Source organism: Noviherbaspirillum soli (genome assembly GCF_015352955.1).
In the GTDB taxonomy this organism is placed as follows: Bacteria; Pseudomonadota; Gammaproteobacteria; order Burkholderiales; family Burkholderiaceae_D; genus Noviherbaspirillum_A; species Noviherbaspirillum_A soli.
Window position 1 is genome coordinate 388235 of record NZ_JACYOX010000001.1, and the last position, 24047, is coordinate 412281.

Consider the following 24047-nt stretch of genomic DNA (forward strand, 5'->3'; position numbering starts at 1 on the left):
TGAAAACGGCCGCACCAGGCGGCCGTTCAGGTCAGGAACTCTGCGCAGTGATGGTCCGGCCCAGCGCCGTCGGACGGGCATTTTCCAGCCATTTGCGGATGCGCCCGGCGTCTGCCAGACGCGAACTCTTGCCCTTGGAGTCAAGGAATACCATCACCACCGGCCGGCCCTCGATCTTGGCCTGCATCACCAGGCAGCGGCCCGCCTCGGAGATATAGCCCGTCTTCTGCAGCCCGATCTGCCAGTCGGGATTGTCGACCAGGTTGTTTGAATTGCGGTACTGCAGCATCGGTCCGCCCGGCTCGACCGCGTATTTGCTGTCGGTCGAGTACTGCCGGATGATCGGGTGATGATGGGCGGCGATCACCAGCTTGGCCAGGTCGCGCGCAGTAGATACATTGCTGCTGGACAGGCCGGTGGAATCGACATAGTGAGTGTTGACCATGCCCAGGGAGCGCGCCTTGGCATTCATCGCAGCCACGAACGCCGGCAATCCGCCGGGGTAGTTGCGGCCCAGCGCCGACGCGGCCCGGTTCTCGGAACTCATCAGCGCGATGTGCAGCATGTTTGCGCGGGTCAGCTGGGAACCCACGCGCAGCCGGGAATGGCTGAACTTCTCGCGGTCCACGTCTTCCTCGGTGACGGAGATGAGTTCATCCATGCTCTGATTCGCTTCCACCACCACCAGGCTGGTCATCAGCTTGGTGATCGAGGCAATCGGCAGCGCGATCTGGGCATTCTTTTCGAACAGGACTTCCGCTGTCGACTGATCGATCACCAGCGCGGCGTTGGACTTCAGGTCCAGCGGATCACGCGTCAGGTTCAGGCCGGCGAGATCGCCCGCGGTCATTACGGGCGGCACCAGCGGCACTGCCGGCGCCGGCGCCACGCGCTGATAAACCACCTCGCGCCGTCCCTTCTTGCCACGGGTAACCTTGCGGACCAGCTTTTCCTGGGCAACGAGCGGCGCAACCTTGCCCTTGCTGCGGCTTTCGCCTGCATCGCGACCAGCCTTGGCGACGGCTTTCCTGGCCGGCTTGCTGTCGGTCTTGGCCGGGTGCTTTTTGACGGCGGCGGATTTCTTGGCGGGTTCCTTGGGAGCGGATTTGGCGAGCGCTGGCGACGAAACCACGACGGAAAATAATACGGAAAACATCATGGCTAGCGCAGTTCTGGCCATCGCAACTCCTGGAATTTTGACGCGTGGGGAGGCTTGCAGTTTAGCAAACTGGCTTAATTTCGCAAGATAATGAAAGGCTTAGCGTCGACATTTCAATGCGTTTCGAGGTTTTTTATAATCGGCTTGCTCGAAATGTGACGTTCCAGCGACACTACGGACACATTAATCCGGCCGCTGGAACGCAGGCTCAAGCTTTTCAGGCCGAAGAAACCGCATCGGCAATCGCACGACCGAGGTCCGACGTGCTGGCCGTGCCGCCCATGTCGGGCGTGAACGGCGCATGGTCCGGACCGGCCTCCAGCACCTTTTCAATCGCCCGCAGCACGGCGGCAGCCGCTTCCGGATAACCCAGGTGCTCCAGCATCATCGAGCCGCACCAGATCTGGCCGATCGGATTGGCCAGGCCCTTGCCATAGATATCGGGCGCGGAGCCGTGTACTGGTTCGAACAGCGACGGGAACAGCCGCTCGGGATTGATATTGGCCGACGGCGCGATCGCAATGGTGCCGGTGCATGCCGGACCGAGGTCGGACAGGATGTCGCCAAACAGGTTGGATGCGACCACCACGTCGAACCAGTGCGGATTGCGCACGAACTGTGCGGTCAGGATATCGATGTGGAACTTGTCGGTCTTTACATCAGGGTAGTTCCTGGCCATTTCAGCCACGCGCTCGTCCCAGTACGGCATCGTGATCGAGATGCCGTTGGACTTGGTGGCCGAGGTCAGGTGCTTCCTGGGCCGGCTCTGCGCCAGGTCGTAGGCAAACCTGAGGATACGGTCCACGCCCTTGCGCGAAAAGACGCTTTCCTGGAACACCACTTCACGGTCCGTGCCTTCATACATGCGGCCACCGACGGATGAGTATTCGCCCTCGGTGTTTTCGCGCACCACGTAGAAGTCGATGTCGCCCGGCTTGCGGTTGACCAGCGGCGACGGGATGCCGGGCATCAGCCGGCAGGGACGCAGGTTGACGTACTGGTCGAAGTCACGCCTGAACTTCAGCAGCGAGCCCCATAGAGAAATATGGTCAGGCACCGTGTCGGGCCAGCCCACTGCGCCGAAGAAGATCGCGCTGTGGCCGCCAATCTGGTCCTTCCAGTTGTCCGGCATCATCTGGCCATGCCTGGCGTAATAGTCGCAGGAGGCGAAGTCGAAATGGTCGAACTTCAGGTCGAGCGAGAACTTGCGGGTGGCGGCATCGAGCACGCGCAGGCCTTCGGGCACGGTCTCCTTGCCTATGCCGTCGCCGGGAATGACTGCAATCGTATTCATACGGTTTATTCCAGAAAGGTGGCGAAGCCGGATACCGGCTCGCGATGGGTGACCAGGCTGTTTTCGATCTTGCTCTGGTCCGCGTATCCCAGAGCCATGCCGCATACCACCTGTTCGTTGTCGGGCAGCTGCAGCTTGTCGCTGATGATTCGATGGAACTGGGTGAAAGCCGCCTGCGGGCAGGTGTCCAGGCCGCGGCCGCGCGCCGCCACCATGATGTTCTGCAGGAACATGCCGTAATCCAGCCAGGAGCCGCGCTCCATGATCCGGTCGATGGTGAAGATCAGGCCCACCGGGGCGTCGAAGAACACATAGTTGCGCGCGTGCTGCGCCTGCATGCCCGCCTTGTTGTCACGGGTCAGGCCGAGCAGCGCATACAGGTCCCAACCCACCTTGCGCCGGCGGTCGATGTAGGGCGACACCCATTTTGTCGGGTAATAGCTGTACTCCTCGGCATGCTGGGCGCCGCGTTCGGGATCGAGATAGGCATCGACGATGGCCGCCGACAGCCCGTCCCTGGCGGCGCCGGTCAGCACATAGACCTTCCAGGGCTGGGTGTTGGTGCCCGACGGCGCGCGCGACGCCACCTCCAGGATCGCCTCGATGTCCTCGCGCGCAACGGCTTGCGGCAAGTAGGCGCGGATCGAGCGGCGGGAAGTGATCGCCTCGTCGACGATGGCCTGCTGCTGGGTTTGGATCATGCCGGATCTCCTTCAACTAAAACGGTTTGCAGCAAGGCCCGCATCGGTTCCGGGATGGCAGCCGGACGGCGGGTTTCGCGGTCGACATAGACATGGACGAAATGGCCGCAGGCGGCGGCGCTGTCGTCGCCGTTGCGGAAAATGCCGACTTCGTAGCGCACGCTGGCATTGCCCAGCCGGGTGACGCGCATGCCCGCGCTGACCTGGTCGGGAAAAGCGACGGATGCAAAGTAATTGCACTGGGTTTCCACCACCAGGCCGATCACCGGGCTGCGCTCGACGTCGAGCACGCCATTGACGATCAGGAACTGGTTGACCACCGTGTCGAACCAGCTGTAGTACACAACGTTGTTAACATGCCCGTAGGCATCGTTGTCCATCCAGCGGGTAGTGATCGGATGGAAATGGCGGAAGTCGCCTCGTTTTCTGGTCTCTGGTTTCATTATTTTTTTACGACGAAATAGACACCGATCACCGCCAGCAGCATGCCCGCCACGCCCGTCAGGCTGAAGGCCTCGCCAAACATGAGCCAGGCCATCAGTGCGGTGGTCGGCGGAGTTAAATACAGCAGGCTGGTAACGCTGGTTGCGGCGCTTTTTCGGATCAATGCAAACAGCAGGAAAATCGCCCCGATCGACAGTGCCAGGATGGACCACAGCAAGGCGCCGACGAAACGCGGCGTCCATTGTACTGTCTGCAGTGCGGGTGTGAGATGTTCGAACGCGACCGCCAGCGGCAACACGACCGCAAGGGACGCTGCGAACTGGATCAGCGTGCCGGTACGGAGATCGAACTGTGGGCAATGGCGTTTCTGATACAGCGTGCCGACGGTAATCGACACCAGCGCCAGCAGGCACAGCGCGATGCTGTGCCATGTGAGTCCGATCAGGGATATCTTGTTCGCCACTACCAGGCCGACGCCACCAATGCCGAATGCCAGTCCCAGCCATTGCCGGCCACGTACCCTTTCACCGATCAACGGCGCCGCGAAGGCGGTCAGGATAGGCTGCATGCCCACGATCAGCGCCGACAGCCCGGCCGGCATGCCGATCTTGATCGCGCACCAGACGCCGCCCAGGTAGCCGGCCTGCACCAGCACGCCGGCCAGTGCAATATGCCCGACCTTTCCGCTCGGCCATGGCGCGCGCATCAGCAGCACCAGCGGCCCGAGCACCAGCAGCACGCCAACGAAGCGCAACAGCAGAAAGGTCAACGGCGGCGCGTAAGGCAGGCCAAACTTGGCGACGATGAAGCCGGTGCTCCAGATCAGCACGAAAACGGCGGGCATGGCGGCCACCCAGGCATTCGGAGGGGTGGCCGTTTTGGCGGCGCCGGCGGGCATGTTCATGATGGGGAAGCGGGCGCTGCTGCGCCGGCGTAGGTGGATGCCATCGACACCGTCTGCAGATGGACTGCAACGGTGTCGTCGATATTTCTGCCATAGCCGCCTGCCATGGCGATGGCCACCGGCAACTTGCGCGAGGCGGCCGCGTCCAGCACCAGCCGGTCGCGACGGGCCAGGCCATCCACGGACAGCTTCAGGCGGCCAAGACGGTCGCCCTCGTACGGATCGGCGCCGGCGAGATAAATGATGAGCTGGGGCGAAAAACGGCTGAACATCGCATCCAGCGCCTGCGCAAGCGCGGCCAGATACTCCGGGTCACCGGCACCATCTGGCAGCGCCACATCGAGGTCGCTTTGTTCTTTCTCGAACGGGTAATTCAGTTGGCCGTGCAGCGAGAGCGTGAACACCGAATCGTCGCGCGCGAGAATCGAAGCCGTGCCATTTCCGCTATTTATACGCAGGATTTTTTGTGTCTCGTGAGTGAGTGAGTGAACTTCCCTTATGGAGAATCCCTCTGCACGATCCGTAACACAAACGGTTTGTCTCATTTTCGAACGACCCATGCGCAAGTTTGTCTCATTTTAACCATTCCTGGCAGACAGTGCTCATCCCGCCGCGACAAGCGCGCATTGCGCTGCAAAAAGAACAACATCAACCCCGGCTCGCCGCATGGCAGTTGGGTGGGGTCTCCAACCCCACCCAACAACCATGGAGCCTGTCGCTTCGGTCCGTGTAAAGGGTGCGCTCCGCCGGGTGCTCACCCGCTGCGCGGCTTCCGCGCCCGCCCTTGACACGGCCCTCTCGCTCAATGTCATTATTCATGCCTCCGTAGGCTGTGTCAGTAGATATGGCAGTGTGACGTGGCGGCGCGTTGCCGATGCAGGAGCCTTGATTGCAGCAAGGGCCGCCTCCATGTCACCCACTAGGATGACCTGCTCGACGCCTCGTGTAATCGCGGTATAGATCAGTGCTTGGTCAAGCATGCTTGTCTTGCGCATGCTGCGTACAGGGATGATCACGCGTTTGAACTGGCTGCCCTGTGACTTGTGCACAGTAATGGCATAGGCATGGCGAAGTGCATCGGCCTGCGTGGAGTCAAGCTGATATTCCATACCGTCGAATTCGCATACGCAGCAGATACTTTCGCGGCTTTCCATTCCGCGCCGGCCCTCGATCACTCGACCGAGGCTGCCATTTCTCAAGCCAAGGTCATAATCATTTTCCGTGTACATGACCAGGTCGCCCACGCAGAGCGGGATCATGTCTCTCGTCCGCATGCCGACGGACCCGAATTCAGGATCATGTATAAAAACCTGCTCCGCGTCTTGCTGGTGAAGGCTATGGAACAGCCAGTTAATGTTCTTCGTTCCTCCACTGTCGCCTTTTGTAACGCAGAGGACCTGAACCGAATAATCAGAACCACTGCCACCGAAGTCGGCATAGATACGCTGCACAGTCGTATCTAAGTTATCGTTATCGCAGGCCACAAACGAAACGCCGTTGCCCTTACCCTGGTATGGTGCAAATGTGGGTGCGCGATGCTCGCGAACTGCGTTGGCGACGAGTGGAATCCCGCTTTCCGAAGTCTGGCGCTGTGTCACTTTCAAGGTTGTCTGTGGTATGGCCGCGATCCCCACAAGAGCGTGCAGCGTAAGCCCAGGTCCAATCGGCGGAAGCTGACTCGGATCGCCGACAAGCACAAGTTTCGTACCTGGTGGGATATGCCGCAGCAACCTGTACATGAGGATGGCGTCCACCATGGACATTTCGTCGACTACAACCACGGTGCCATGGCCGAGCACAATAGCTTCCTGCTCCACCTGGTTCAGGAACCCTGCAATCGTCATGCTTTTCCGACCTGTCGCTTCCTCCATACGTTGGGCAGCCATTCCAGCAAGAGCCACTTGGTGAATGCCTACTGCCTCATGTTCATTCTCCATGACTCCGTACAGAGCCTTTAAGACGGTGGTCTTTCCGGTGCCGGCCCCGCCAAGAATGAGACTGAGGTTATGCGTAGTGCTGGTAATAACGGCCTCCCTTTGCTCCGTCGCGAAGGGGAAGCCTTGTCTGCGCTCATATGTGGCAAGCAGATTATCAATGCGCGTGATGTCATTGAGGGCGCCGCCCCACAAGGACTGCTGACCTCCTTCGTTTGCAGAGGCAATCAAGCGCAGTCGAGCCGCTATATATGTCTCAATCACGAGCATGCCGGCAGACTGCAGGAAGTCCCCGATACGCGTGTATTGCGTACTCTCGGTGTCCAATGCCAGTGCCTTGACCGCAAGCGTCGAATTCCCAAGCAACTTGTTAAGGCTTGCCTTGACCTGTGTGGCCGGCATGCAGGTGTGACCATTGCGCATGCCTGCGTACAACGCTTCCTCGACGGCGGCGTCAAGCCGGCGAGAATCATCAAGGGTAATTCCGAATTTTTGCTGAGCCATGGTGTCGACCTGGCTCCACTTGCCGCAGAAGCTGATCAGACGGTAAGGATTCTCTTCTATTTTGGCTCTAGCCTGATCCTGATAGAACTCGACCAGCTTCAAGCCTATTTGACGGGGAATCGCCAATCGATCAAGCCAGAGCAGCGTATCAGCCACCTCATGTTTTTCAAATGCATAGCAAAGAAGGTGCGCCGATTCCTCGTTGATGATTTTCGTCAGTGAAGCAATATCTTTCGCCAGGATGCGCTCGACAAGGTCAGGGCCGAACTCTTCATACAGCTCGGCAGCCTTTACCCCGCCAATGCCACGGCACTGCTCGGAGTTCTTGATCCAGTCGATGATATTGCGTCCAGATGGGCGAACAAGCTCGGCGCTGATGGCCTTGATCTGCGGCTCATCATTCCGCTGCTGCATCGTGCCGGAGATTTTCCAGTGCTGGTTCTTATCGACCAACGACGAATCGGGAATCTGTTCATAACTGCACACGGCGACCAAGTATTTTTCGTCGGGCGTGTAGCCGGCGAATATAGCGCCACCGCGACTGCCCCTCGCGCGGACAGAAGTCACCCTCAACTGCACACTGGTGATGCTCATGGGCGCACCATCCTTCCCGTCTCTTCGAGATATTTGTCGATGAAGCTGTACTTCTTATTTGCCTCCCGCAGCATGCTGATCTGTGCTTTCAGGGCAGCATTTTCCTCCTCCAGCGCCTTGACACGTTTTTCGGCGCTGGACTGCGACTTCATCAGGCGGCGGGTCAGGGAGTCGATTGCATTGGCCTCTTCGGCCTCATTAGAGCCGTTTTGGGGCGTTTCCTTCCCTTCGGAAGACTCAGATGCTTCCCTGCCCCTCAAGCGAGCCTCCAAGGCCTCCAAATCCGACTTGATTGTCGGGTTCTGGCGAAGGGCGGCGGTATTGAAACCGCACTCAGCAGCGATGTCCGTCCGGCTGAGCTTGTCCCCGCGCCAGTAATCCGCCCAGTCATTGCTTTTGTCGCGCTCGGCGATCCATGCCCTGAAACGATCCACGTTTTCCAGTGCGATCTGTCTGCCGCTTTTTCCCACACTCATGGCTTCCCCTTTGCTGTCACTTGACTGCGTTAAGCCTTCCATTGGGAAGGGCCGCCGCCTCGGAGATGCGCCGGTTTAGCTCGGCGATGGTCTTATCCTTGGCCTTGATGGTCTTATCCCTTTCCTTCAGCGCTTCGCTGAGAACGTATATCTCGTCGCGGGCGGCACCCAGAATGCGGTCGAACTCTTTCTTGTCGAGCGCGGCCTGTCGCTTCAGAAGGCTGACTTCCTCGTGGAGCGTTCGGTTTTTATCTTGCAGCGTAACGGGGATCGCAGCAGCGTCATCTCCCGGCACGCCATGTTTGGAACGCCGGAACTCTTCAACGACATCAGGGTAACGGTTGAGGGTCGCCCGACTGACCCCCGCCTCCTTCGCTAAGTTTTCCTGCGTGAGCGCGCCATCCGTGCACGTCGGGCTACCCGACACAAGACGATCCAATGCGTCCAACAATTCGCGTTCCGTTTTCGCTGCTTTATTCATGTGTAGCTCGCACTTTGTTGACGATCTGAAGCGCTTCCTCCAGATCACGCGTGAGTGATATCTTTTGCGGGACCGATACCTTTTTGTGTTTCAGCATGGCGTTCGCATCATCGATCTGAGCCTGCCACGCTGGAATATGCTTCGGTGTGACGCAACTGTTTTTGCAGCGACTCGGCTGGCATGCGTTGAGCATGGGCTTCGCGTCTTTGTCTTGCTTATCCTTGGTGCACATTGCCCACTCTGGGTCGAAGAAGCAGTAATTGAACACCCCGACGTGCAGGTTCGACCGATGGCTTTCTAAGAAATATTGAAGTGCGTCCTTCTTGATTTCGCCGGCAGTTCCCTGGAATTCTTTGAGCAGCAGATCGCCTTTTCCTCCGGCGACAGATCCAGACTGAAGGTCATCCCATAGGTGAGTTAAGAACTCTTCGTTTGCGTCGTTTTCAGCGTCACGAAGTTCCTCGTGCCAGGTCGGATCAGAGCCAGCATACCCTTCGAATGTTGTGATCTGGAGGTGCTTATATTGCAGCATGCCCGCAATCATGCCAAATGGCTCCGCTGCAATGCGCCCGGCCAGTGAGCGCCTATACTGCCGCGTAGTGAAGTTCCACGGCTTCCCGTCCACCAGCGGAATTTCATAAGAAGCTCCCAGTTTTTCTGGCACCCGTTTGGCGAAACGATTCAGATAGTTGTTGAATGTCTGCGCGCCAAACTGCTTCACCTTTGCTGGATCAATCGGCTTCGAGTAGTCAGGCGAGTAGTTCACGATGAACGCATGCTTTGCGTCCGATTCGCGACGTGCGTACGATGTAAGCTCTTTCGCTATCTCCATGGCGCGGTGGACAACCTCCGTGACGACCCATGACTCAAGGCGGTTGGCGTTTTTCACGACTCGTGATGCGAGACGATACTTCCAGTTCACACCATCCAGAGCAAGCTCCTTGGAATGGCCGTCATGATGAAGGGCATGGATTTCTCCCTCACGCATTCCGGACAGGCTTAGGACGATGATGAGACAGGCGAAGTAGAGATCGTCCTGATCGAAGTTAAACTCTTCTAGGCTCGCCCAAGGTGAGCGCCATGGCTTGCCTGTCGATGGATGAATGGACGGTTGCAAACCAGCGCGTAAGAACGCGGCTCTGATAACGACATAGTTTTTGCCCCGCATGGATTCCAACAGCGCACGCCCTTGCAGGATGTCATCGGCAAAGTAGCGAACGTAATCATGCGCGGCGCGCAGGTATGGGTCCCATACCTCCTTCGGGATAACGGCGGTTTTATTCTCCCTCCAGTTCGCTCCATAGCGGCGCTGCCCGACGTGTGCAAAGACTGACTTGCCACCCAAGGGCAGCACCTTGAGCGGGTCGGATACGCGCCGCGCAAACTCGTAGTACAGCTTGAGGACAGCAATGCGGCGATCTATCTCCTTCAGGGAATACCGAGGTTTATCGGTCTTTTCCTTGAGCCTGTTTTTTAACCAAGTGATGTATTCATGGATGTCAGTTTGTTCGATTTCCGAGAATGTGAACGTCCCGTGCGCGTGTGCCCATGCAATGAGGTCCACAAGGTAATACATGTTTCTCTGTACCGTGATTGGGCTGTACTTCTTGGAATCTGGCGGTGGATTAAAGTGCAGGGCATAAAGAAACTCTTTGATGGATATGATCATCGTGCCATGCGTCGAATAGTATTCGCCGAAAGCAGGATCAAAGTACAGAATGTATGCCCGGCGGCTCGCCATATTGTCGGCCTTTTCGCGCATGTCCCACACTCCGTCCTCGAAGGCCGACACAGACGATATGAACGCATCATGTGGAACGATTGTGCTGCGCGGAAGAGAAGGCGCGCTCGGGCTGAACCGTGGTTGAAGTTTTTCCACTATGGCACCTGTTTCAGTGAGGTTGGCACGTAAAATGGCTCGTCCTTCGCCTGCTGCTTGGCCCACTCAACCGTGTGCTTGCTGAAGCGCGGAAGAATCTCGGTCGTGATGACGCGATGCGGCAGTCCAAACTTTTCACTCCACTCAATCGAGGTGAGTAATTTCGTTTGATCCTCCATGAACCACATGAAGGCAATCAGGCGCGGCAGTATTCGGCTTGTCCAAAGGGCGTTTTTGCATGTGAAGCATTCCCAAGGATCGCTGCACGGTGTATCGGGCCTGCCCCCTGGCTTGTTGTAAAAGTCCCTGCATTGAGCAACGAAGACATCCTGCTCACCATTGAACAGAGCGATCACCTTTTCCTCGGATTCGGCCAGCTTCTGAGCAATAGAGCGGATTTCGCTTTGGGTTGACGGTGGTTCATCGGGGACAACAGTCCCGAGGGCGCTCTCCATCATCTTGGTTTGAGCACTAACTATGGCTTGTTCATGCACATGCGCTGTTGCCGGATTGTTGAGATATCCCGTAGTTGTATCAAGCGCTTTTGCACCATGATGCTTCAGTGTGCTTTCGCTTACCCAGGCAAGGTTGCCTCCTGAGCCAATGTAGTCGCGCGTTGCCTTGGTAGTGCGGCTTTCTCGAAACCTGAATACGAGAACACTCCCATCATCGGCCAAGACATTGCGCTCATGCAGGAGTCCTTTGAATTTTTGGAGTTCTGGCTTTTTCGTATACCTGCCATTTGCGTTGTTCAACACCGTCCTACTGTCCATCACTGACACAGGGTACTTTTGATTTTCCGAGTCGACAATTTTCCGATCAGTTCCTTGTGCTTTGTAACAAAGCCAGAGGCTATTTCTGTGCTCAGGCTTGGCGAGATGGACAAGCGGCGCGGTCAATTCAAGTACCGTCTTGATGATCCCGATTGGAGACAAAGGTCCTTTGTGGCTGAATGCCTTGATCATCTCTTCGTGAGTGCCTCGTCCTTTCCGGTAACGAAGTCTCGTTTTTTTACCTGATGGAGTCTGGTCAAGAAGGCAGTCCCTCTCAAGCTCCATTATTGATTCTGGGTTCAAACCTGTTTTCAAGGCGAAGAGCATGACGAATGGTGTAAGGTCGAAGCTCTCGCAGTAAAGAGATCGATGCACTTCGCGGTATCCCCCGAACACATCCATGTGCTCCCTTTTTGCCGCATAGATGAAGCTGCTGACATATAGCCATTCCTCTTCACTTTCATATTTTTCGCGAGCCATCGAGGAGGCGGGATGCCGACTATTACGGACATGGACGAAGTACCAAAGGATGTTCTCCTTGCTCAACCATCCATCGCTGTGTATCTGCCGTGATTCAGGTGGAGGGGTAAGACGCGGGTCTACGCCGCGAGCAAGCAATTGTTTGCCATGATCGAGGCGATCGTACAATTCATTGATGGCAGCCTTACATGCGGCAGTCAACCGCGCCACCTCGTTATTGGTGTAAGGTTGTGTCGGGTTGAGATCATCGGCTTCGTTTCTAAGCGCACGCAGGGGAATTTCCACATGCGCAGCGACTGCATGAGGGATGGGTGACTCCTTGCTTTGGAGGAGCAGAAGGCAGTTCTTGATCTTATGGTGGTAGTCGGCCTGTGTGCCCCCGCTGAGACTTGTGTCAGCAAATAAACTGGCACGGAAATCAAGTAACCAATGTGTGTTGATTTCTGCGATATCGGTGATGCGTGGACTGTGTTGCTCGATGTACTGGTTCAGATACGTCAGCGCAGCCTTCGTGGTGGCTATACCAGCACCTGATTTCTTTGGGATGCACGCAACTTCCATCTCCCACAAGGCAGCAAGCAACGGGCGGAACAATTTTGGCCGCACTTCAAGATTGCTGAAGTCGTAGTCGCGAAACCCCATGTGTCGCAAGTCCCACTTCCAAGGAACGAGCGCGGCCTTGGGTGTGGTTTGTGTTGTGTCGACAAGGCCGGTAAATGGGTTTTTACGCTTTGATTTCATAGTCGTCCTCGAACACTTCCTCTGTCCATGCCCCCGCTTCATCGATCATCTCGTCTACCTCGTCCAGATAGTCGAGGTAGATGAATGTACTTGTTATGCTTTCGTGTCCCATCAGCCTCTGCAGGGCCCGCAGCGGATCTTTGAACAGGCGGCGATACTTTGCGGAGCCAGATAGCTCTTTGGGTTTTCCCTCCGCGTCTTCCATGGCCTTTAGTGTTTCGCGGATGGAGGACGATAACTGGTATATCGCAAAGGTGTGCCTGAAGAGGTGGGGATGCACCGAGAAATCGATTCCAGCGATGTCGCAGGCGACGGCAAGCATATCTTGGAGACTGCGCACGGCGACGTGTTCACCAGATCTACTCAAGAACAAGTAATCGTGATCCGCCGTCGTTTTATTCGGGTGCTTGTCCTTCCATTTCTGAATGGCGTCCTGCCTGTCCCAAACCTTATATTTATCTATGTCTCGCAGTAGGGCCTTGGGGACACGGACTCGGCGCGTCTTACTTCCTTTGCCTTTTACAGACATCCAGCATGTCTTTCGCCCTGCGAATTGAGGGGCGTCTGGATTTGGGATCTGATCGAGGCGAAGATTGCGGGCCTCGGACACGCGCAACCCTGTCGTGACGAGCAGCTTCGCAAAAATTGTATTGCGCAGGCCTTCCTGCCCGCTTTCAAGTGCCGGAAGCATCAATGCCTTGAAGGTTTCGATGCTCATGTACTTGATGTCTTTTTTTCTTGGACGCTCACGGATGGTGGCAGTCTTTTTTGCATCGGATCCACTATCACTGTCCGATTGGTAGCCCTTACGTGCACGGCGATAGTTGAACGGCACCTTGTCAATCAAGCCGCGCTCAAGAGCCCATTCGTAGAATTTCGCGGCAGCGGCCACAAAGAGGTTCCACGATGACACCCCGATTGTTTGTCCATTGGCGTCGCCCGAGATGCGGCGCACGCGATAGAAGCGAGCGAGGTCGTCCTCGGTTGCGTCGCGCCAAGTTATTCCTGACGCGTCCAGGAAGCGCATGTAAATGCTCAACTGCTCGGCGTATGTACGCCATGTCTGTGGGCTCGGGGTAAGAGGGAGCGCTAGGTACTTGAAATATTCGTTGATCACCGGGTCGCATTGGAAATTCTCCCCCATGGTGTATGGAATGCGGTCGGGGATGCCCAATTCGCGAACGAGTTTTGCGAGATGGGGAACGCGGCTTTTCTCGAAGTAGTACACGTCCATTGGGTCGAATGTTAAGAATTCATCAATGTCAGCAGTGTACAATGAGACAGAAAATAAATCGCGTGATAATTCATATACCATTTAAAAAAACACCAACGTATTGCTGCATTCTTGTACAAATGAGACAGCGTCAGGCGTCGCGCTTAACCTGGTGAACGTCAAGATCGACAATCGCCACCCGCTGCACCCGTCGCTCGGCCTGCATCAGCCTGGCGGCGATGGCGGCGTCGTTGAACACGCAAAAGCCTTCGCCATGATCGGCATAGGCATGATGGGTACCGCCCGCAAGATTGACTGCCACCCGCTCTTCCAGAGCCGCGCGGCAAGCGGCGATGGTGGCGCCCGCCGATCGGCGCGACCGTTCGACCATCTGCTCTGACCATGGAAAGCCGATCTGGCGCTGCTGCTGTGGCGTCAGTTCGCCGGACTGGACCGCGCGGATATAGGCGGGGTGATGCGCCAATGCCAGAACGCCATTGCTCGCCGCAGGCGCTTCCAGGAACTCGATGTCGTGCGGCGATGCAGCGAGCGCATCACGCAGCATCCGGTATTTCGCCATCGGAAACCGGTGACCGGCCGGAAGCGGCAACACGAAATGATCGCTGTAAAAGGCTTTCAATCTGATTCAGGACGGCGAAGGAAAACGGAGTTTAGCATGGTCGATTGCACTCTTATTGTGCGATTAACATTGCCTCTACACTATTTCTCCATGAATGTAAGGCGTTTTCCTCACCATTTGATCTATCTCAGAAGCACCCGAACAGTTGTGCGGTGCATCGAAAATCGCTTGACACCCTGGCAAAGCGACTTAGAATACCGCTTGTTGCGCTGCACAATGAATCCGGCGGGGCAATGGCATACCTCTACAATTCTTAGGAGAAATCCCATGTTTTCATTCCAGGAACAAATTTCGGCGGCAACAAAGAACAACCTCGAAAGCCAACTCGCACTGATCACCGCCTTGACCGGCAAAGCCTTTGAAAGCGTTGAGAAAGTCATCGAACTGAACATGAACGCCGCCAAGGCCGCGCTCGACGAATCCACCGGCAACGCACGCCAGCTGCTGGCAGCCAAGGACCCGCAGGAATTCATCGCTCTGAGCACCAGCCAGGCACAGCCGAACGCTGAAAAGCTGGCTTCCTATGGCCGCCACATGCTGACCATCGTTTCCGGCCTGCAGTCCGAAGTGGCAAAAGCCACCGAGACCCAGATCACCGAACATAGCCGCAAGCTGGCCACGCTGGTCGACGAAGTGTCGAAAAATGCGCCGGCCGGTTCGGAAAACGTGGTCGCGTTCATGAAGTCGGCAATCGCCAGCGCCAATGCCGGCTACGAGCAACTGAGCAAGAGCACCAAGCAGGCCGTCGAAGCGATGGAAGTGAACATGAACACCGCCGCCGCCCAGATGACCCAGGCCGCTGGCAAGACCGGCGCCCGCGTCGCAGCTGTGGCAGCTGTCAAGAAGTAAGCAGACCCGCTTCCCGCCAAGCCCCGCCCGCGATTGCCGGCGGGGTTTTTCCATTTTCACCTGATCTGTCCTGCAAGAAGCCGGAAATCTGAGTAAGGTCAAGCCGCCTGCAAAGACCCTTGCCCGTCACCCTCCCGTCACATTTGACTTCTAGACTGCGCCGCAATTCGACTTCCGGTAGCAGCCATGTTTCCTTTTGCCAGCCCTTCCAGCATCGCCCGGCATTATTCCGGGCCAGAGGCGACGCCATCTTCCAGCACTACTTCGACTGTGCCGCCAGTCACCACTTCGGGAGCCGGCACCGATCCATCGCGAATGTCCAGGATTGCTGGCAGCGCCTTGTCCAGCATTAAGCTGTCTGCCTGCTGCGCGATCGCGGCTAGCCTTGCCGGGCTTGGCACAGGTACTTTTGCGCTCATCGCAATCGGCGCCCTGACCGTCGGCACGACTGTCTGTCTGCTGGAAGCCCGCTGCGCCAAAGAGGGCCACCATCTGCCCGCCGCCATTGTTCAACATGGCGTATGCAACGACTGGCATACCCTTATTGGCGGACTGACAGGCGGCACGCCGACAACGGTGGCGCTGACCGCCCTGGCTTCGGCGTTGGCTGTCGCGGCAGACGATGGCCCGCCCCGGCTCGGCACGAACAGCCTCGCCTGCCTGGCGACCATGGTGTCGGCGCCAGCCATGCTTCTGGTCGGCAAAAGTATGCGCGCGACTGGCGGCGAACCGCCCCGGCCCGCGGTGTCGCTTGCATGCCTGGCCATTCCTGTCATCACGGTGGGACTCGCCCTGGGCTTGCCAACGGCTATGCTGCACAAGCAGGCGCCGTCGGACGCGGCTCTGCGGTTCGTTATCGGCTTCGCCGCCAACATGGCCAGCGCCACGGTGCGGGAAGCGCTCACCCAAACCACCCTGCCCGCCTGGCGCGGCATCGAGCGCACCGGCAGCGGGCTGGATTACGGGCTCAGTGATGCCGGCCTACAGGAGCGGCTCGGTTCAACCGTCATTCCCACGCTGATTTCCTGCCTGCTTTTCGCCGGCAGCAGTGCGCTGACGCTGCACTGCCTTGAAGCGGCGAGCGATCTCGGCATGGCGCCGGCAGGCCAGGTGCTGCTGAGCCAGTCGCTGAGCGAAACCGGTCGTCGCAGCGCATTGAGAGTGCTGGTGCTGCAGTCCACCAATGAAATGCTCGAGGGGCTATGGCGCGGTTTGTCGCTGGCCGGCTATGCCAGCGCACGCGGCTTGGCGCTTCGCTACCGCAACACCGAAGCAGACCTGTCCGACGTGCCCGCCGCCATGCGCGCTTCCTGTTGCGACCCGGCCACCTGGGACCGGACCGCGCTGTTTGCCTCGGCACGCCTGCTGGACGGCGCGCTCCCGAATCTCCTGACGCAACTGGCCAGTCTGCCTGGAACAATGCACTACTGGAACGGCTTCCGGATCGGCGCGGTGCTCGCACAGGGCGCGACGATGGCCCGTACGCCCGTGCTGGCTGCGCATGTGCTGCCGCGCATGGCTGGCAGCATAAACACGGATGTCGCCGGCGTCCCGCAAGCAGCAACGACTGGCAGGAGCGCAGCCAGCCTGAGCGATGCGGAGGCAACCAGCGGGAGTTCGACGCTGACGTCCATCGTGGTGGACTCCGTCGATCCGACCGGGGAGGCAAGCTCATACGGTCCAACGCCCTGCGCCGCCCCCAACCTGGCATGGGCATGACCCAGCGGGCCGGACGCTACCGCTAGCGGCCGTGCCTGGCGATCGCCCGCGCCAGCGCCAGCACCGGCACGAAGGCAATCAGCACGATCGTCATCGCCGGCAGCGCCGCTTCCGCCAGGCGTTCGTCGGACGCCAGCTGGAAGGTGATTACCGCCAGGGTATCGAAGTTGAACGGCCGGATCGTCAGCGTGGCCGGCAGCTCCTTGATCACATCGACGAACACCAGCAGGCCGGCCGTCATCACGCTGCGCCACAGCAGGGGCATGTGTACCCGCAGCAGCATCGAGCCGAGCCCATGCCCGAGGCTGCGCGCGCTGGCGTCCATGGCCGGGGTGATGCGCGCTAGGCCCGCCTGCACGCTCTGGTAGGACACCGCCAGGAAGCGCACCAGATAGGCATAGACCAGGGCTACCAGGCTGCCCGCCAGCAGCAGTTTCATGCCGTGCCCGGACAGCCAGTTGTCCACCCGCGATAGCGGAATCAGGATGCCGACTGCGATCACCGCGCCGGGAATCGCATAACCCATGCTGACAACACGGTTGGCCCATCCCTGCACGCGGCTGCGCGACACCCTCGCCGCATACGCCAGCAGCAGGCAGATCACCACTGCGAGCACCGCGGTCACGCCGGCCACCGTCACGCTGTTGGCCAGCCAGCCCAGATAGCGGCTGCCGATCGCCAGCGACTCTTCCTGGCGCATCAGGCGGACAAGGATCAGCAGCGGCAGCACGAAGCCCAGAAGGACCGGCAGCGCGCAGCAGGCGGCGGCAACCAGGCCGGCGCCCGTGGACAGGCGCTGCGCCCTGCGCCCGCCGCGGCTGCCCACGGCGTAGTAGCGCGCCCGTCCTCGGCTGCGCTGCTCGACATACATCAGCCCGATCACGGACACCAGCAGCACGGCGGCGATCTGCGCCGCGCCGGTGCGGTCGGAAAAGGCATACCAGGATTTATAGATGCCGGTGGTCAGCGTCGGCACGCCAAAGTAAGCAACCGCGCCATAGTCGGCCAGGGTTTCCATGATCACCAGCGCCAGGCCGGCCACGGCCGCAGGCCGCGCCAGCGGCAGGCTGACCTGGAAAAAACTGGCCCACGGGCCGGCACCCAGGGTGCGCGCCGCATCCCACATGCGCGGACTGCGCTCGAGGAAGGCGGTGCGCACCAGCAGATAGACATAGGGATACAGCACCAGCGCAAACACCAGCCCGGCGCCGCCGACCGAGCGGATCTCGGGAAACCAGTACTCGCGTGCCTGCCAGCCGGTCAGCTCGCGCAGGGCTGACTGCAGCGGTCCGGAAAACTGCAGGAAGTCGGTGTAGGCATAGGCCACCACATAGGACGGCATGGCCAGCGGCAGCACCAGCGCCCATTCGAACAGGCGCTTGCCGGGAAAATCCCAGGCCGCCACCAGCCAGGCGCAGCCAATGCCGACCACCCCCGACAGCAGGCCGACGATGGCGACGATGGCCAGGCTGTTGCCGAGGTATTCGGGCAGCACGGTTGACCAGAGATGGTGGAAAGTGCCTGCGCCCCCCTCGCCACCCGCCAGGTTCGCCAGCACGCCCAGCACCGGCACCCCGACCGCAGCCGCGGCCACCAGTGAAATCAGGAGCAGGGGATGAGGAAAGGAAACGCGGGACAAGCGGCGGGACAAGCGGCGCGACAGCGCCTGTGGCGGCATGGATGCTGACATGAAGGAGGAACGGTGCCTGTACGATGTTCTAAATGAGAATTATAATCATTAAACTTGACTGACCGTCATCTTTTCCCTTACTGGCTTCATGACTTCCAGAATCGCTGCACCAGCGCACCTTCGCGTTGAATCCATCCATGTCGCCTACCCGACCGGCCCTGTCGTCCACGAGATCGTCCATGGCCTGTCATTCTCGCTGGACCGGGGCGACATCGCCTGCCTGCTTGGGCCATCCGGCTGCGGCAAGACCACCGTGCTGCGCGCCATCGCCGGCTTCGAGCCGGTGACTGCGGGGCGCATCGAACTGGGCGGGCGCGAGATCAGCCGCAAGGGTCATACTGCCCCGCCGGAAACCCGGCAGGTCGGCGTGGTATTCCAGGATTACGCGCTGTTCCCGCACCTGACGGTGGCGGGCAATGTCGGCTTCGGCCTGCGCCGCCTGGATGCTTCCGCGCGCCGCGCCAGGGTGGCCGAACTGCTGGATCTGGTGGGCCTGGGCGCGCAGGCCGAGAAGTATCCGCATGAACTCTCCGGCGGACAGCAGCAGCGCATCGCGCTGGCGCGGGCCCTGGCGCCGCGCCCCGACCTGCTGCTGCTGGACGAGCCGTTTTCGAACCTCGATGTCGACCTGCGGGAGCGCCTGGCGCTGGAAGTGCGCGACATCCTAAAGGAACTCGGCACCACCGCCGTGCTGGTCACCCACGACCAGCACGAAGCCTTCGCCATCGCCGACCAGATCGGCGTGATGCATGAAGGCCTGATCATGCAATGGGACAACGCCTACAACCTCTACCATCGTCCGGCCGACCGCTTCGTCGCCGACTTCATCGGCCAGGGCGTGTTCACCCCGGGCACGGTGGACCTGCAGAACCAGCGCGTCAGGATCGAACTGGGCAGCCTGCCGCTATGGCGCGGCGTCGATGTCTGCGCCACCGACGAGCGCGATGCGCGGGTGGTCGACGTGCTGCTGCGGGCCGATGATGTAATCCACGACGACGCCAGCCCGATGCGGGCCGAGGTCGTGCGCAAGGCGTTTCGCGGCGCCGAGTTCCTGTATACCCTGAAGCTGCCGAGCGGCCAGACGCTGCTGGCGCTGGTGCCGTCGCATCATGATCATGCGATCGGGGAAAAGATCGGCATCCGCCTGGGTGCGGATCATGTGGTGACGTTTCCGGTCAATACGGCGGCTTATGCCAATCCCAACCCATAACGTCCCATGAAACCGCGTCTTTTTCCGCCTGGCTGCGTTGGGATCGTCGTCAATAGCTTGGCTATTGACTCCTCACCCGCCTTGCCAGACGAAAAAATCCATCGGTTTCATCCGGGACGTTATGGATTGGGATTGGTATTAGAGGCTTCGGGCCGCGTTCTATTACACCTCAGGCGAGCGCATGATCAGATGTTCGATGCGCGCCGCCGCCTCATCGTCAAGCAACGCCGGCTGCGTGCATAGCTGCATCAGCAGCGCCTGCGGCTGATCCGTGCGCTGGCCCGCCCGAAGCGCATCCTGCAGCACCTGGATCTGCTGCTTCAGCCGCTCCTGCGACAGCGCAGCCGGGCTGTCCACGCCAAGCCGGATTTCCATCTGCAGGATCTCCTGCATCACCGCCTCGCGGTTTCGCTGCAGCGTCGCACGTAACGGCTCGCCACCCTCCAGCGCGGCGGCAAAGCGCGCCGCCATCGCCCGCTCATTGCCGCTGCCCAGCGCTGGCAAGCCGTCCCACTCCTCGCGCAAGGCCTGACGGCGGGATTCATCCATGGCCCCGTCCATTACCGCCTGCTCGGCGCGCCGGCACAGCATGAACTTGCGCTTCAACAGCCCCGCCTGCGCCTGCGACGCCGCCTGCCGCGCCGCGTCGGCCCGCTGGCGCAACGCACCGACAGCCGCTTCATAGCGCGCCTCGATCTGCTGCTGCGCCGCCCGCGGCACCGGCCCGATCTCCTTCCAGGCGGCGGCGCTGTCGCGCAGCAGTTGCGACAGCGTCGGCAGCGCCGCATCGACCGCGGCTTCCAGTGAAGCGCACAGCGCTTCCTTGCGTTCCAGATGGTGCTGGCGTTCGGCGTCGGCGGTCTTGGCCGATTCGCGCCGCTCCGCAAACAGCGCGTCGCACGCCTGGCGGAAGCGTTGCCACAGCGCCTGCTCTTCGTTCCGCGGAAGCGGCAGGCCGCGGGCAAAGTCCTGCCAGCGTTCCTGGATGGCCCGCAGCGAGTCGGTGGCGCGCGGCGCGCCCGCGTCCAGCGACTCGACCTCGGCAATCAACTGCTCGCGCCGCGCAACTTCGATCTGATGGCGGCCCGACAACGGCTTGCGCAGCAGGTCCAGCGCCTTCGAAAATTCCGCGTCGGCCGCCTTGCGTTCGCGACGTTCGATGGTGCCCAGCCGCTGCCAGGCCTGGGTGTAGCGGCTGAGTGCAGCCGTCACCGCTTTCCAGTCCACCGACTCTGGATCGCCCGCCACGCCTGCGCTCTCGGCGTAGGCAATCACCTCGGCTGTCAGCGCATGCGCCTTCTCCAGATTCTGCCGGCGCTCTTCGGCCAGCATGCGGAAATGCTCGGCCACGGGCGCGTAGGCAGCGGTGCAGGCGGCGTCGAAGCGCTGCCAGGCGTCCTTGCCGGCGGGGCCGGCCGATGCATCCAGCGCCTTCCAGCGTTCGCGCAGGCTGCCCACCTTCTGGGCGCGCTCCGCCACCGGCATTTCCTGGTCCGCCAGGTCCTGCGCGGCTTTCAGCAATTCCTCGCGCGACACATTGCCGCCCCAGCGCGCCCAGCCCTGCAGCCGCGCCAGTTCGGCGCGCAGGCGCGACAGCCGCGCCATGCGCTCCTCGCCCGGACGAATGGCCTTGAAGTCCATCGCGCGCAAGGCCTTGTCCTGTTCCGATGCCACCTGCAGACTGCCCTCTTCCAGTGCGGCTTCCAGCGCGGCAAGCGCCGCGTCCATTGCACGCCGCGCCTCGGCCGGATCGGCCGCCGGCTCCGCTGGCACCACCGGGCCGGGCTGAGGCGGCTCTGCAACGACCGGATTGCGTGCATGGCGTATCGCCGCCAGCAGTGCCGCATAGCGCGCAGCCAGTTCCGGGGCCGCGCTGTCAGGCAGCGCCGGCAAGGCCTGCCAGGCCTGGCGCAGCGCCGCGTCATCCAGTTGGGCCGCGTCCGGTTGTGCCCGCGCTTCCCATTCATCGATTAGCGCAGTACGTGCGGCGATTGCGGCCCGGCGCTCGGCGTGCATGGCCAATGCGGACTTCATCCGCGTGGCCTGATCGCTGAATGCCTGCACGCGGGCCGACGGCAATGCGCTCGCCTCGGGCGACTGCAGCAGCCTTGCCACCGCGGCTTCCAGTTCGTCCAGCTTCCCTTTCGCATGCTCCGGCATCTCGCTGGCGACTGCCGCCTCAAGACGGGCCAGCTCGGCATTCGCGTCCAGCAGGCCGCGTTGCAGGTCGGTCTGCGCTTGCAGGCGCTGGCGCAGCCGCTCACGGCTGGCGTCGAAACGCTCGCGCAGCGCTGCCGGCGCATCACCCACGCTGCGCCAGGCATGATCGAGCTCGGTCACCTGGCTGACCACCAGCTGCGGCGCCGCGGCCAGCCGCTCAGCCTGTTCGATGGCCTGAAGGGCTTGCGCCTCGCGGGCCTCGGCCTGGTCCAGCGCGTCCAGGCGCTGCTGCATCAGCTTGGCCACGCGCCTGTCGGTGTTGCGCACGGCCTGCAGCACCTGCGTCAGGTAGACCCTGCCGTGCAGATGCTGGGCCGCCTGCCGGCGTGCATCCGGATAGTCGCATTGAAGGATGAAGGCGGCCGCTGCGGCTTCGTCATGGGCCACGGCGATGGCCTGCTCGAGCAAGGCCTGGCGCTTCAGGCGCTGCTGTTCGGCGCGATCGACCTGCGCACTGGCCACAGCTACGGGTTCATGCTGGGTGTCGCGCTTGAGAACGCGCCGGATAAGGGAACGGAACATAAATGGGGGCCGCGGGATTCGGGAAACCGACATCATAGCAATACGGGTCACCTCGGGTGGCCAGCTCACCATCGCAATGCAGATCGCCTCATGCATTCACACTTTTTGCACTGCAATGGCGCTTTATCCTTTGCGTGCGCTCAAACGGCGCCACGGCGGACCGTGCCCGCCCCAAAACATGGCGCCCGCCCGATGACGAATCGTCCACACCCCCGATCAGCCTTGGCACGCATTCTGCTATGGAAGGTATCTGCGAGTCATCGCAATCCATTCCGATCAATTCTTCCAACTAGGAGTAGTAACCATGTCCCGTCGCACCCTCTTGAAGGCGACCGCAGCCGGCGCACTGGCGCTGGTGGCGTCGTCCTGGATGCAGCAAGCAATGGCAGCCGATACCATCAAGGTCGGCATTCTGCATTCGCTGTCCGGCACCATGGCCATCTCCGAGACATCGCTGAAGGATGTTGCGCTGATGACCATCGAGGAGATCAATGCCAAAGGCGGCGTAATGGGCAAGAAGCTGGAGCCGGTGATCGTCGACCCGGCCTCGAACTGGCCGCTGTTCGCCGAGAAGGCGCGCCAGCTGGTGAGCCAGGACAAGGTTGCCGTGGTGTTCGGCTGCTGGACCTCGGTGTCGCGCAAGTCGGTGCTGCCGGTCTTCAAGGAACTGAACAGCCTGCTGTTCTACCCGGTGCAGTACGAAGGCGAGGAACTCGAGAAGAACGTGTTCTACACCGGCGCCGCGCCCAACCAGCAGGCGATTCCCGCAACCGAGTACCTGATGTCCAAGGAAGGCGGCGGCGCCAAGCGCTTCGTGCTGCTGGGCACCGACTACGTCTACCCGCGCACCACCAACAAGATCCTGCGCGCCTTCCTGAAGTCCAAGGGCGTCAAGGATAGCGATATCGACGAGGTCTACACCCCGTTCGGCCATTCCGACTACCAGACCATCGTCGCCAACATCAAGAAGTTCTCCGCCGGCGGCAAGACCGCGGTCATCTCCACCATCAACGGCGATTCCAACGTGCCCTTCTACAAGGAGCTGGGCAATGCCGGCCTGAAGGCAACCGACGTGCCGGTGGTGGCCTTCTCGGTCGGCGAGGAAGAACTGCGCGGCGTCGACACCAAGCCGCTGGTCGGCCACCTGGCTGCCTGGAACTACTTCCAGTCGGTGAAGAACCCGGTCAACACCGCCTTCATCAAGCAGTGGAAGGAATACGCCGTCGCCAAGAAGCTTCCGAACGCCGACACCGTGGTCACCAACGACCCGATGGAAGCAACCTATGTCGGCATCCACATGTGGAAGCAGGCTGTCGAGAAGGCCAAGTCCACCGATACCGACAAGGTGATCGCAGCCATGGCCGGCCAGACTTTCAAGGCGCCGTCGGGCTATGAGCTGACGATGGACAAGACCAACCACCATCTGCACAAGCCGGTGATGATCGGCGAGATCAAGGGGGACGGCCAGTTCAGCGTGGTGTGGAAGACCAAGGGCCCGATCCGCGCCCAGCCTTGGAGCCCGTTCATCGCCGGCAACGAGGACAAGCAGAAGCTGTAAGCCTCTGCCCCAGGAGCTGCAAGCATGCCGGGGCTGGCGGCAAGCCGTCGCCCCGGCTTCTT

Annotated in this window: 17 protein-coding genes and 2 pseudogenes; 4 read left to right on the plus strand and 15 right to left on the minus strand. The window is 60.4% G+C overall.

Features of this window, described 5'->3' with window-relative positions; all coding sequences use genetic code 11:
* Positions 1 to 31 precede the first annotated feature (31 nt).
* The 13 genes and pseudogenes from pbpG to IGW04_RS01745 form a co-directional block, all read right to left on the minus strand.
* Positions 32 to 1180, minus strand: a complete 1149-nt coding sequence (gene pbpG, locus IGW04_RS01685; protein WP_194711270.1) for a D-alanyl-D-alanine endopeptidase — start codon at positions 1178 to 1180, stop codon at positions 32 to 34.
* Positions 1181 to 1376: 196 nt separating this feature from the next.
* The gene (locus IGW04_RS01690) at positions 1377 to 2453 is read right to left on the minus strand and encodes a tartrate dehydrogenase (protein WP_194711271.1); all 1077 of its coding nucleotides are present in this window, start codon (positions 2451 to 2453) and stop codon (positions 1377 to 1379) included.
* Positions 2454 to 2458: 5 nt separating this feature from the next.
* Complete coding sequence (locus IGW04_RS01695; protein WP_194711272.1) at positions 2459 to 3154, minus strand: nitroreductase; 696 nt, start codon at positions 3152 to 3154, stop codon at positions 2459 to 2461.
* Positions 3151 to 3597: an acyl-CoA thioesterase gene (locus IGW04_RS01700; protein WP_194711273.1), complete on the minus strand. Its 447-nt coding sequence runs from the start codon at positions 3595 to 3597 to the stop codon at positions 3151 to 3153. Before IGW04_RS01700 ends, IGW04_RS01695 begins: the two co-directional genes overlap by 4 nt.
* Positions 3597 to 4496 (minus strand): DMT family transporter, encoded by a 900-nt coding sequence (locus tag IGW04_RS01705; protein WP_194711394.1) that lies wholly within the window; start codon positions 4494 to 4496, stop codon positions 3597 to 3599. Before IGW04_RS01705 ends, IGW04_RS01700 begins: the two co-directional genes overlap by 1 nt.
* A 2-nt stretch (positions 4497 to 4498) precedes the next feature.
* Positions 4499 to 4960: pseudogene (locus IGW04_RS01710) on the minus strand (histone deacetylase); the annotation flags it as partial.
* A 357-nt stretch (positions 4961 to 5317) separates the two neighbouring features.
* Entirely contained in the window at positions 5318 to 7534 is a 2217-nt protein-coding gene (locus IGW04_RS01715) for an AAA family ATPase (protein ID WP_194711275.1), read from the minus strand.
* Positions 7531 to 8010 (minus strand): VPA1267 family protein, encoded by a 480-nt coding sequence (locus IGW04_RS01720; RefSeq protein WP_194711276.1) that lies wholly within the window; start codon positions 8008 to 8010, stop codon positions 7531 to 7533. Before IGW04_RS01720 ends, IGW04_RS01715 begins: the two co-directional genes overlap by 4 nt.
* Before the next feature lie 16 nt (positions 8011 to 8026).
* Positions 8027 to 8491 (minus strand): hypothetical protein, encoded by a 465-nt coding sequence (locus IGW04_RS01725; protein ID WP_194711277.1) that lies wholly within the window; start codon positions 8489 to 8491, stop codon positions 8027 to 8029.
* Positions 8484 to 10253, minus strand: a complete 1770-nt coding sequence (locus IGW04_RS01730; RefSeq protein WP_194711278.1) for a hypothetical protein — start codon at positions 10251 to 10253, stop codon at positions 8484 to 8486. Before IGW04_RS01730 ends, IGW04_RS01725 begins: the two co-directional genes overlap by 8 nt.
* Before the next feature lie 116 nt (positions 10254 to 10369).
* Positions 10370 to 12364: a hypothetical protein gene (locus IGW04_RS01735; RefSeq protein WP_194711279.1), complete on the minus strand. Its 1995-nt coding sequence runs from the start codon at positions 12362 to 12364 to the stop codon at positions 10370 to 10372.
* On the minus strand, positions 12348 to 13679 hold the full coding sequence (locus tag IGW04_RS01740; RefSeq protein WP_194711280.1) for a tyrosine-type recombinase/integrase: 1332 nt from the start codon (positions 13677 to 13679) through the stop codon (positions 12348 to 12350). Before IGW04_RS01740 ends, IGW04_RS01735 begins: the two co-directional genes overlap by 17 nt.
* Before the next feature lie 67 nt (positions 13680 to 13746).
* A pseudogene (locus IGW04_RS01745) lies at positions 13747 to 14217 on the minus strand (histone deacetylase); the annotation flags it as partial.
* A gap of 36 nt (positions 14218 to 14253) precedes the next feature.
* On the opposite strand from IGW04_RS01745, the gene IGW04_RS01750 reads away from it, so the two are divergent.
* Positions 14254 to 15066, plus strand: coding sequence for a phasin family protein (locus IGW04_RS01750; protein WP_323744795.1), 813 nt, complete (start codon positions 14254 to 14256; stop codon positions 15064 to 15066).
* Between the two features lie 186 nt (positions 15067 to 15252).
* Entirely contained in the window at positions 15253 to 16785 is a 1533-nt protein-coding gene (locus IGW04_RS01755) for a hypothetical protein (protein WP_194711282.1), read from the plus strand.
* A gap of 22 nt (positions 16786 to 16807) precedes the next feature.
* On the opposite strand, the gene IGW04_RS01760 is transcribed toward IGW04_RS01755, so the two are convergent.
* A complete protein-coding gene (locus tag IGW04_RS01760) occupies positions 16808 to 18475 on the minus strand; it encodes an ABC transporter permease (RefSeq protein ID WP_323744796.1) in 1668 nt (555 codons plus the stop codon).
* 88 nt (positions 18476 to 18563) lie between these two features.
* Here IGW04_RS01760 and IGW04_RS01765 point away from each other — a divergent pair, with 88 nt between their 5' ends.
* The gene (locus IGW04_RS01765) at positions 18564 to 19685 is read left to right on the plus strand and encodes an ABC transporter ATP-binding protein (RefSeq protein WP_194711283.1); all 1122 of its coding nucleotides are present in this window, start codon (positions 18564 to 18566) and stop codon (positions 19683 to 19685) included.
* 162 nt (positions 19686 to 19847) lie between these two features.
* Here the strand turns inward: IGW04_RS01765 and IGW04_RS01770 are convergent, their stop codons facing one another.
* On the minus strand, positions 19848 to 22427 hold the full coding sequence (locus IGW04_RS01770; protein WP_194711284.1) for a DUF349 domain-containing protein: 2580 nt from the start codon (positions 22425 to 22427) through the stop codon (positions 19848 to 19850).
* 304 nt (positions 22428 to 22731) lie between these two features.
* Between IGW04_RS01770 and urtA the strand changes: the two genes are divergently transcribed.
* Positions 22732 to 23985, plus strand: coding sequence for an urea ABC transporter substrate-binding protein (urtA, locus tag IGW04_RS01775; protein WP_194711285.1), 1254 nt, complete (start codon positions 22732 to 22734; stop codon positions 23983 to 23985).
* The last annotated feature ends 62 nt before the right edge of the window (positions 23986 to 24047 follow it).

What these genes read in the sequence shown, in the direction of transcription:
- pbpG (WP_194711270.1), bottom strand. Translation starts at nt 1,180, where the DNA reads ATGGCCAGAACTGCGCTAGCCATGATGTTTTCCGTATTATTTTCCGTC.
- IGW04_RS01690 (WP_194711271.1), bottom strand. Translation starts at nt 2,453, where the DNA reads ATGAATACGATTGCAGTCATTCCCGGCGACGGCATAGGCAAGGAGACC.
- IGW04_RS01695 (WP_194711272.1), bottom strand. Translation starts at nt 3,154, where the DNA reads ATGATCCAAACCCAGCAGCAGGCCATCGTCGACGAGGCGATCACTTCC.
- IGW04_RS01700 (WP_194711273.1), bottom strand. Translation starts at nt 3,597, where the DNA reads ATGAAACCAGAGACCAGAAAACGAGGCGACTTCCGCCATTTCCATCCG.
- IGW04_RS01705 (WP_194711394.1), bottom strand. Translation starts at nt 4,496, where the DNA reads ATGCCCGCCGGCGCCGCCAAAACGGCCACCCCTCCGAATGCCTGGGTG.
- IGW04_RS01715 (WP_194711275.1), bottom strand. Translation starts at nt 7,534, where the DNA reads ATGAGCATCACCAGTGTGCAGTTGAGGGTGACTTCTGTCCGCGCGAGG.
- IGW04_RS01720 (WP_194711276.1), bottom strand. Translation starts at nt 8,010, where the DNA reads ATGAGTGTGGGAAAAAGCGGCAGACAGATCGCACTGGAAAACGTGGAT.
- IGW04_RS01725 (WP_194711277.1), bottom strand. Translation starts at nt 8,491, where the DNA reads ATGAATAAAGCAGCGAAAACGGAACGCGAATTGTTGGACGCATTGGAT.
- IGW04_RS01730 (WP_194711278.1), bottom strand. Translation starts at nt 10,253, where the DNA reads ATGCGCGAAAAGGCCGACAATATGGCGAGCCGCCGGGCATACATTCTG.
- IGW04_RS01735 (WP_194711279.1), bottom strand. Translation starts at nt 12,364, where the DNA reads ATGAAATCAAAGCGTAAAAACCCATTTACCGGCCTTGTCGACACAACA.
- IGW04_RS01740 (WP_194711280.1), bottom strand. Translation starts at nt 13,679, where the DNA reads ATGGTATATGAATTATCACGCGATTTATTTTCTGTCTCATTGTACACT.
- IGW04_RS01750 (WP_323744795.1), top strand. Translation starts at nt 14,254, where the DNA reads ATGGTCGATTGCACTCTTATTGTGCGATTAACATTGCCTCTACACTAT.
- IGW04_RS01755 (WP_194711282.1), top strand. Translation starts at nt 15,253, where the DNA reads ATGTTTCCTTTTGCCAGCCCTTCCAGCATCGCCCGGCATTATTCCGGG.
- IGW04_RS01760 (WP_323744796.1), bottom strand. Translation starts at nt 18,475, where the DNA reads ATGTCAGCATCCATGCCGCCACAGGCGCTGTCGCGCCGCTTGTCCCGC.
- IGW04_RS01765 (WP_194711283.1), top strand. Translation starts at nt 18,564, where the DNA reads ATGACTTCCAGAATCGCTGCACCAGCGCACCTTCGCGTTGAATCCATC.
- IGW04_RS01770 (WP_194711284.1), bottom strand. Translation starts at nt 22,427, where the DNA reads ATGTTCCGTTCCCTTATCCGGCGCGTTCTCAAGCGCGACACCCAGCAT.
- urtA (WP_194711285.1), top strand. Translation starts at nt 22,732, where the DNA reads ATGTCCCGTCGCACCCTCTTGAAGGCGACCGCAGCCGGCGCACTGGCG.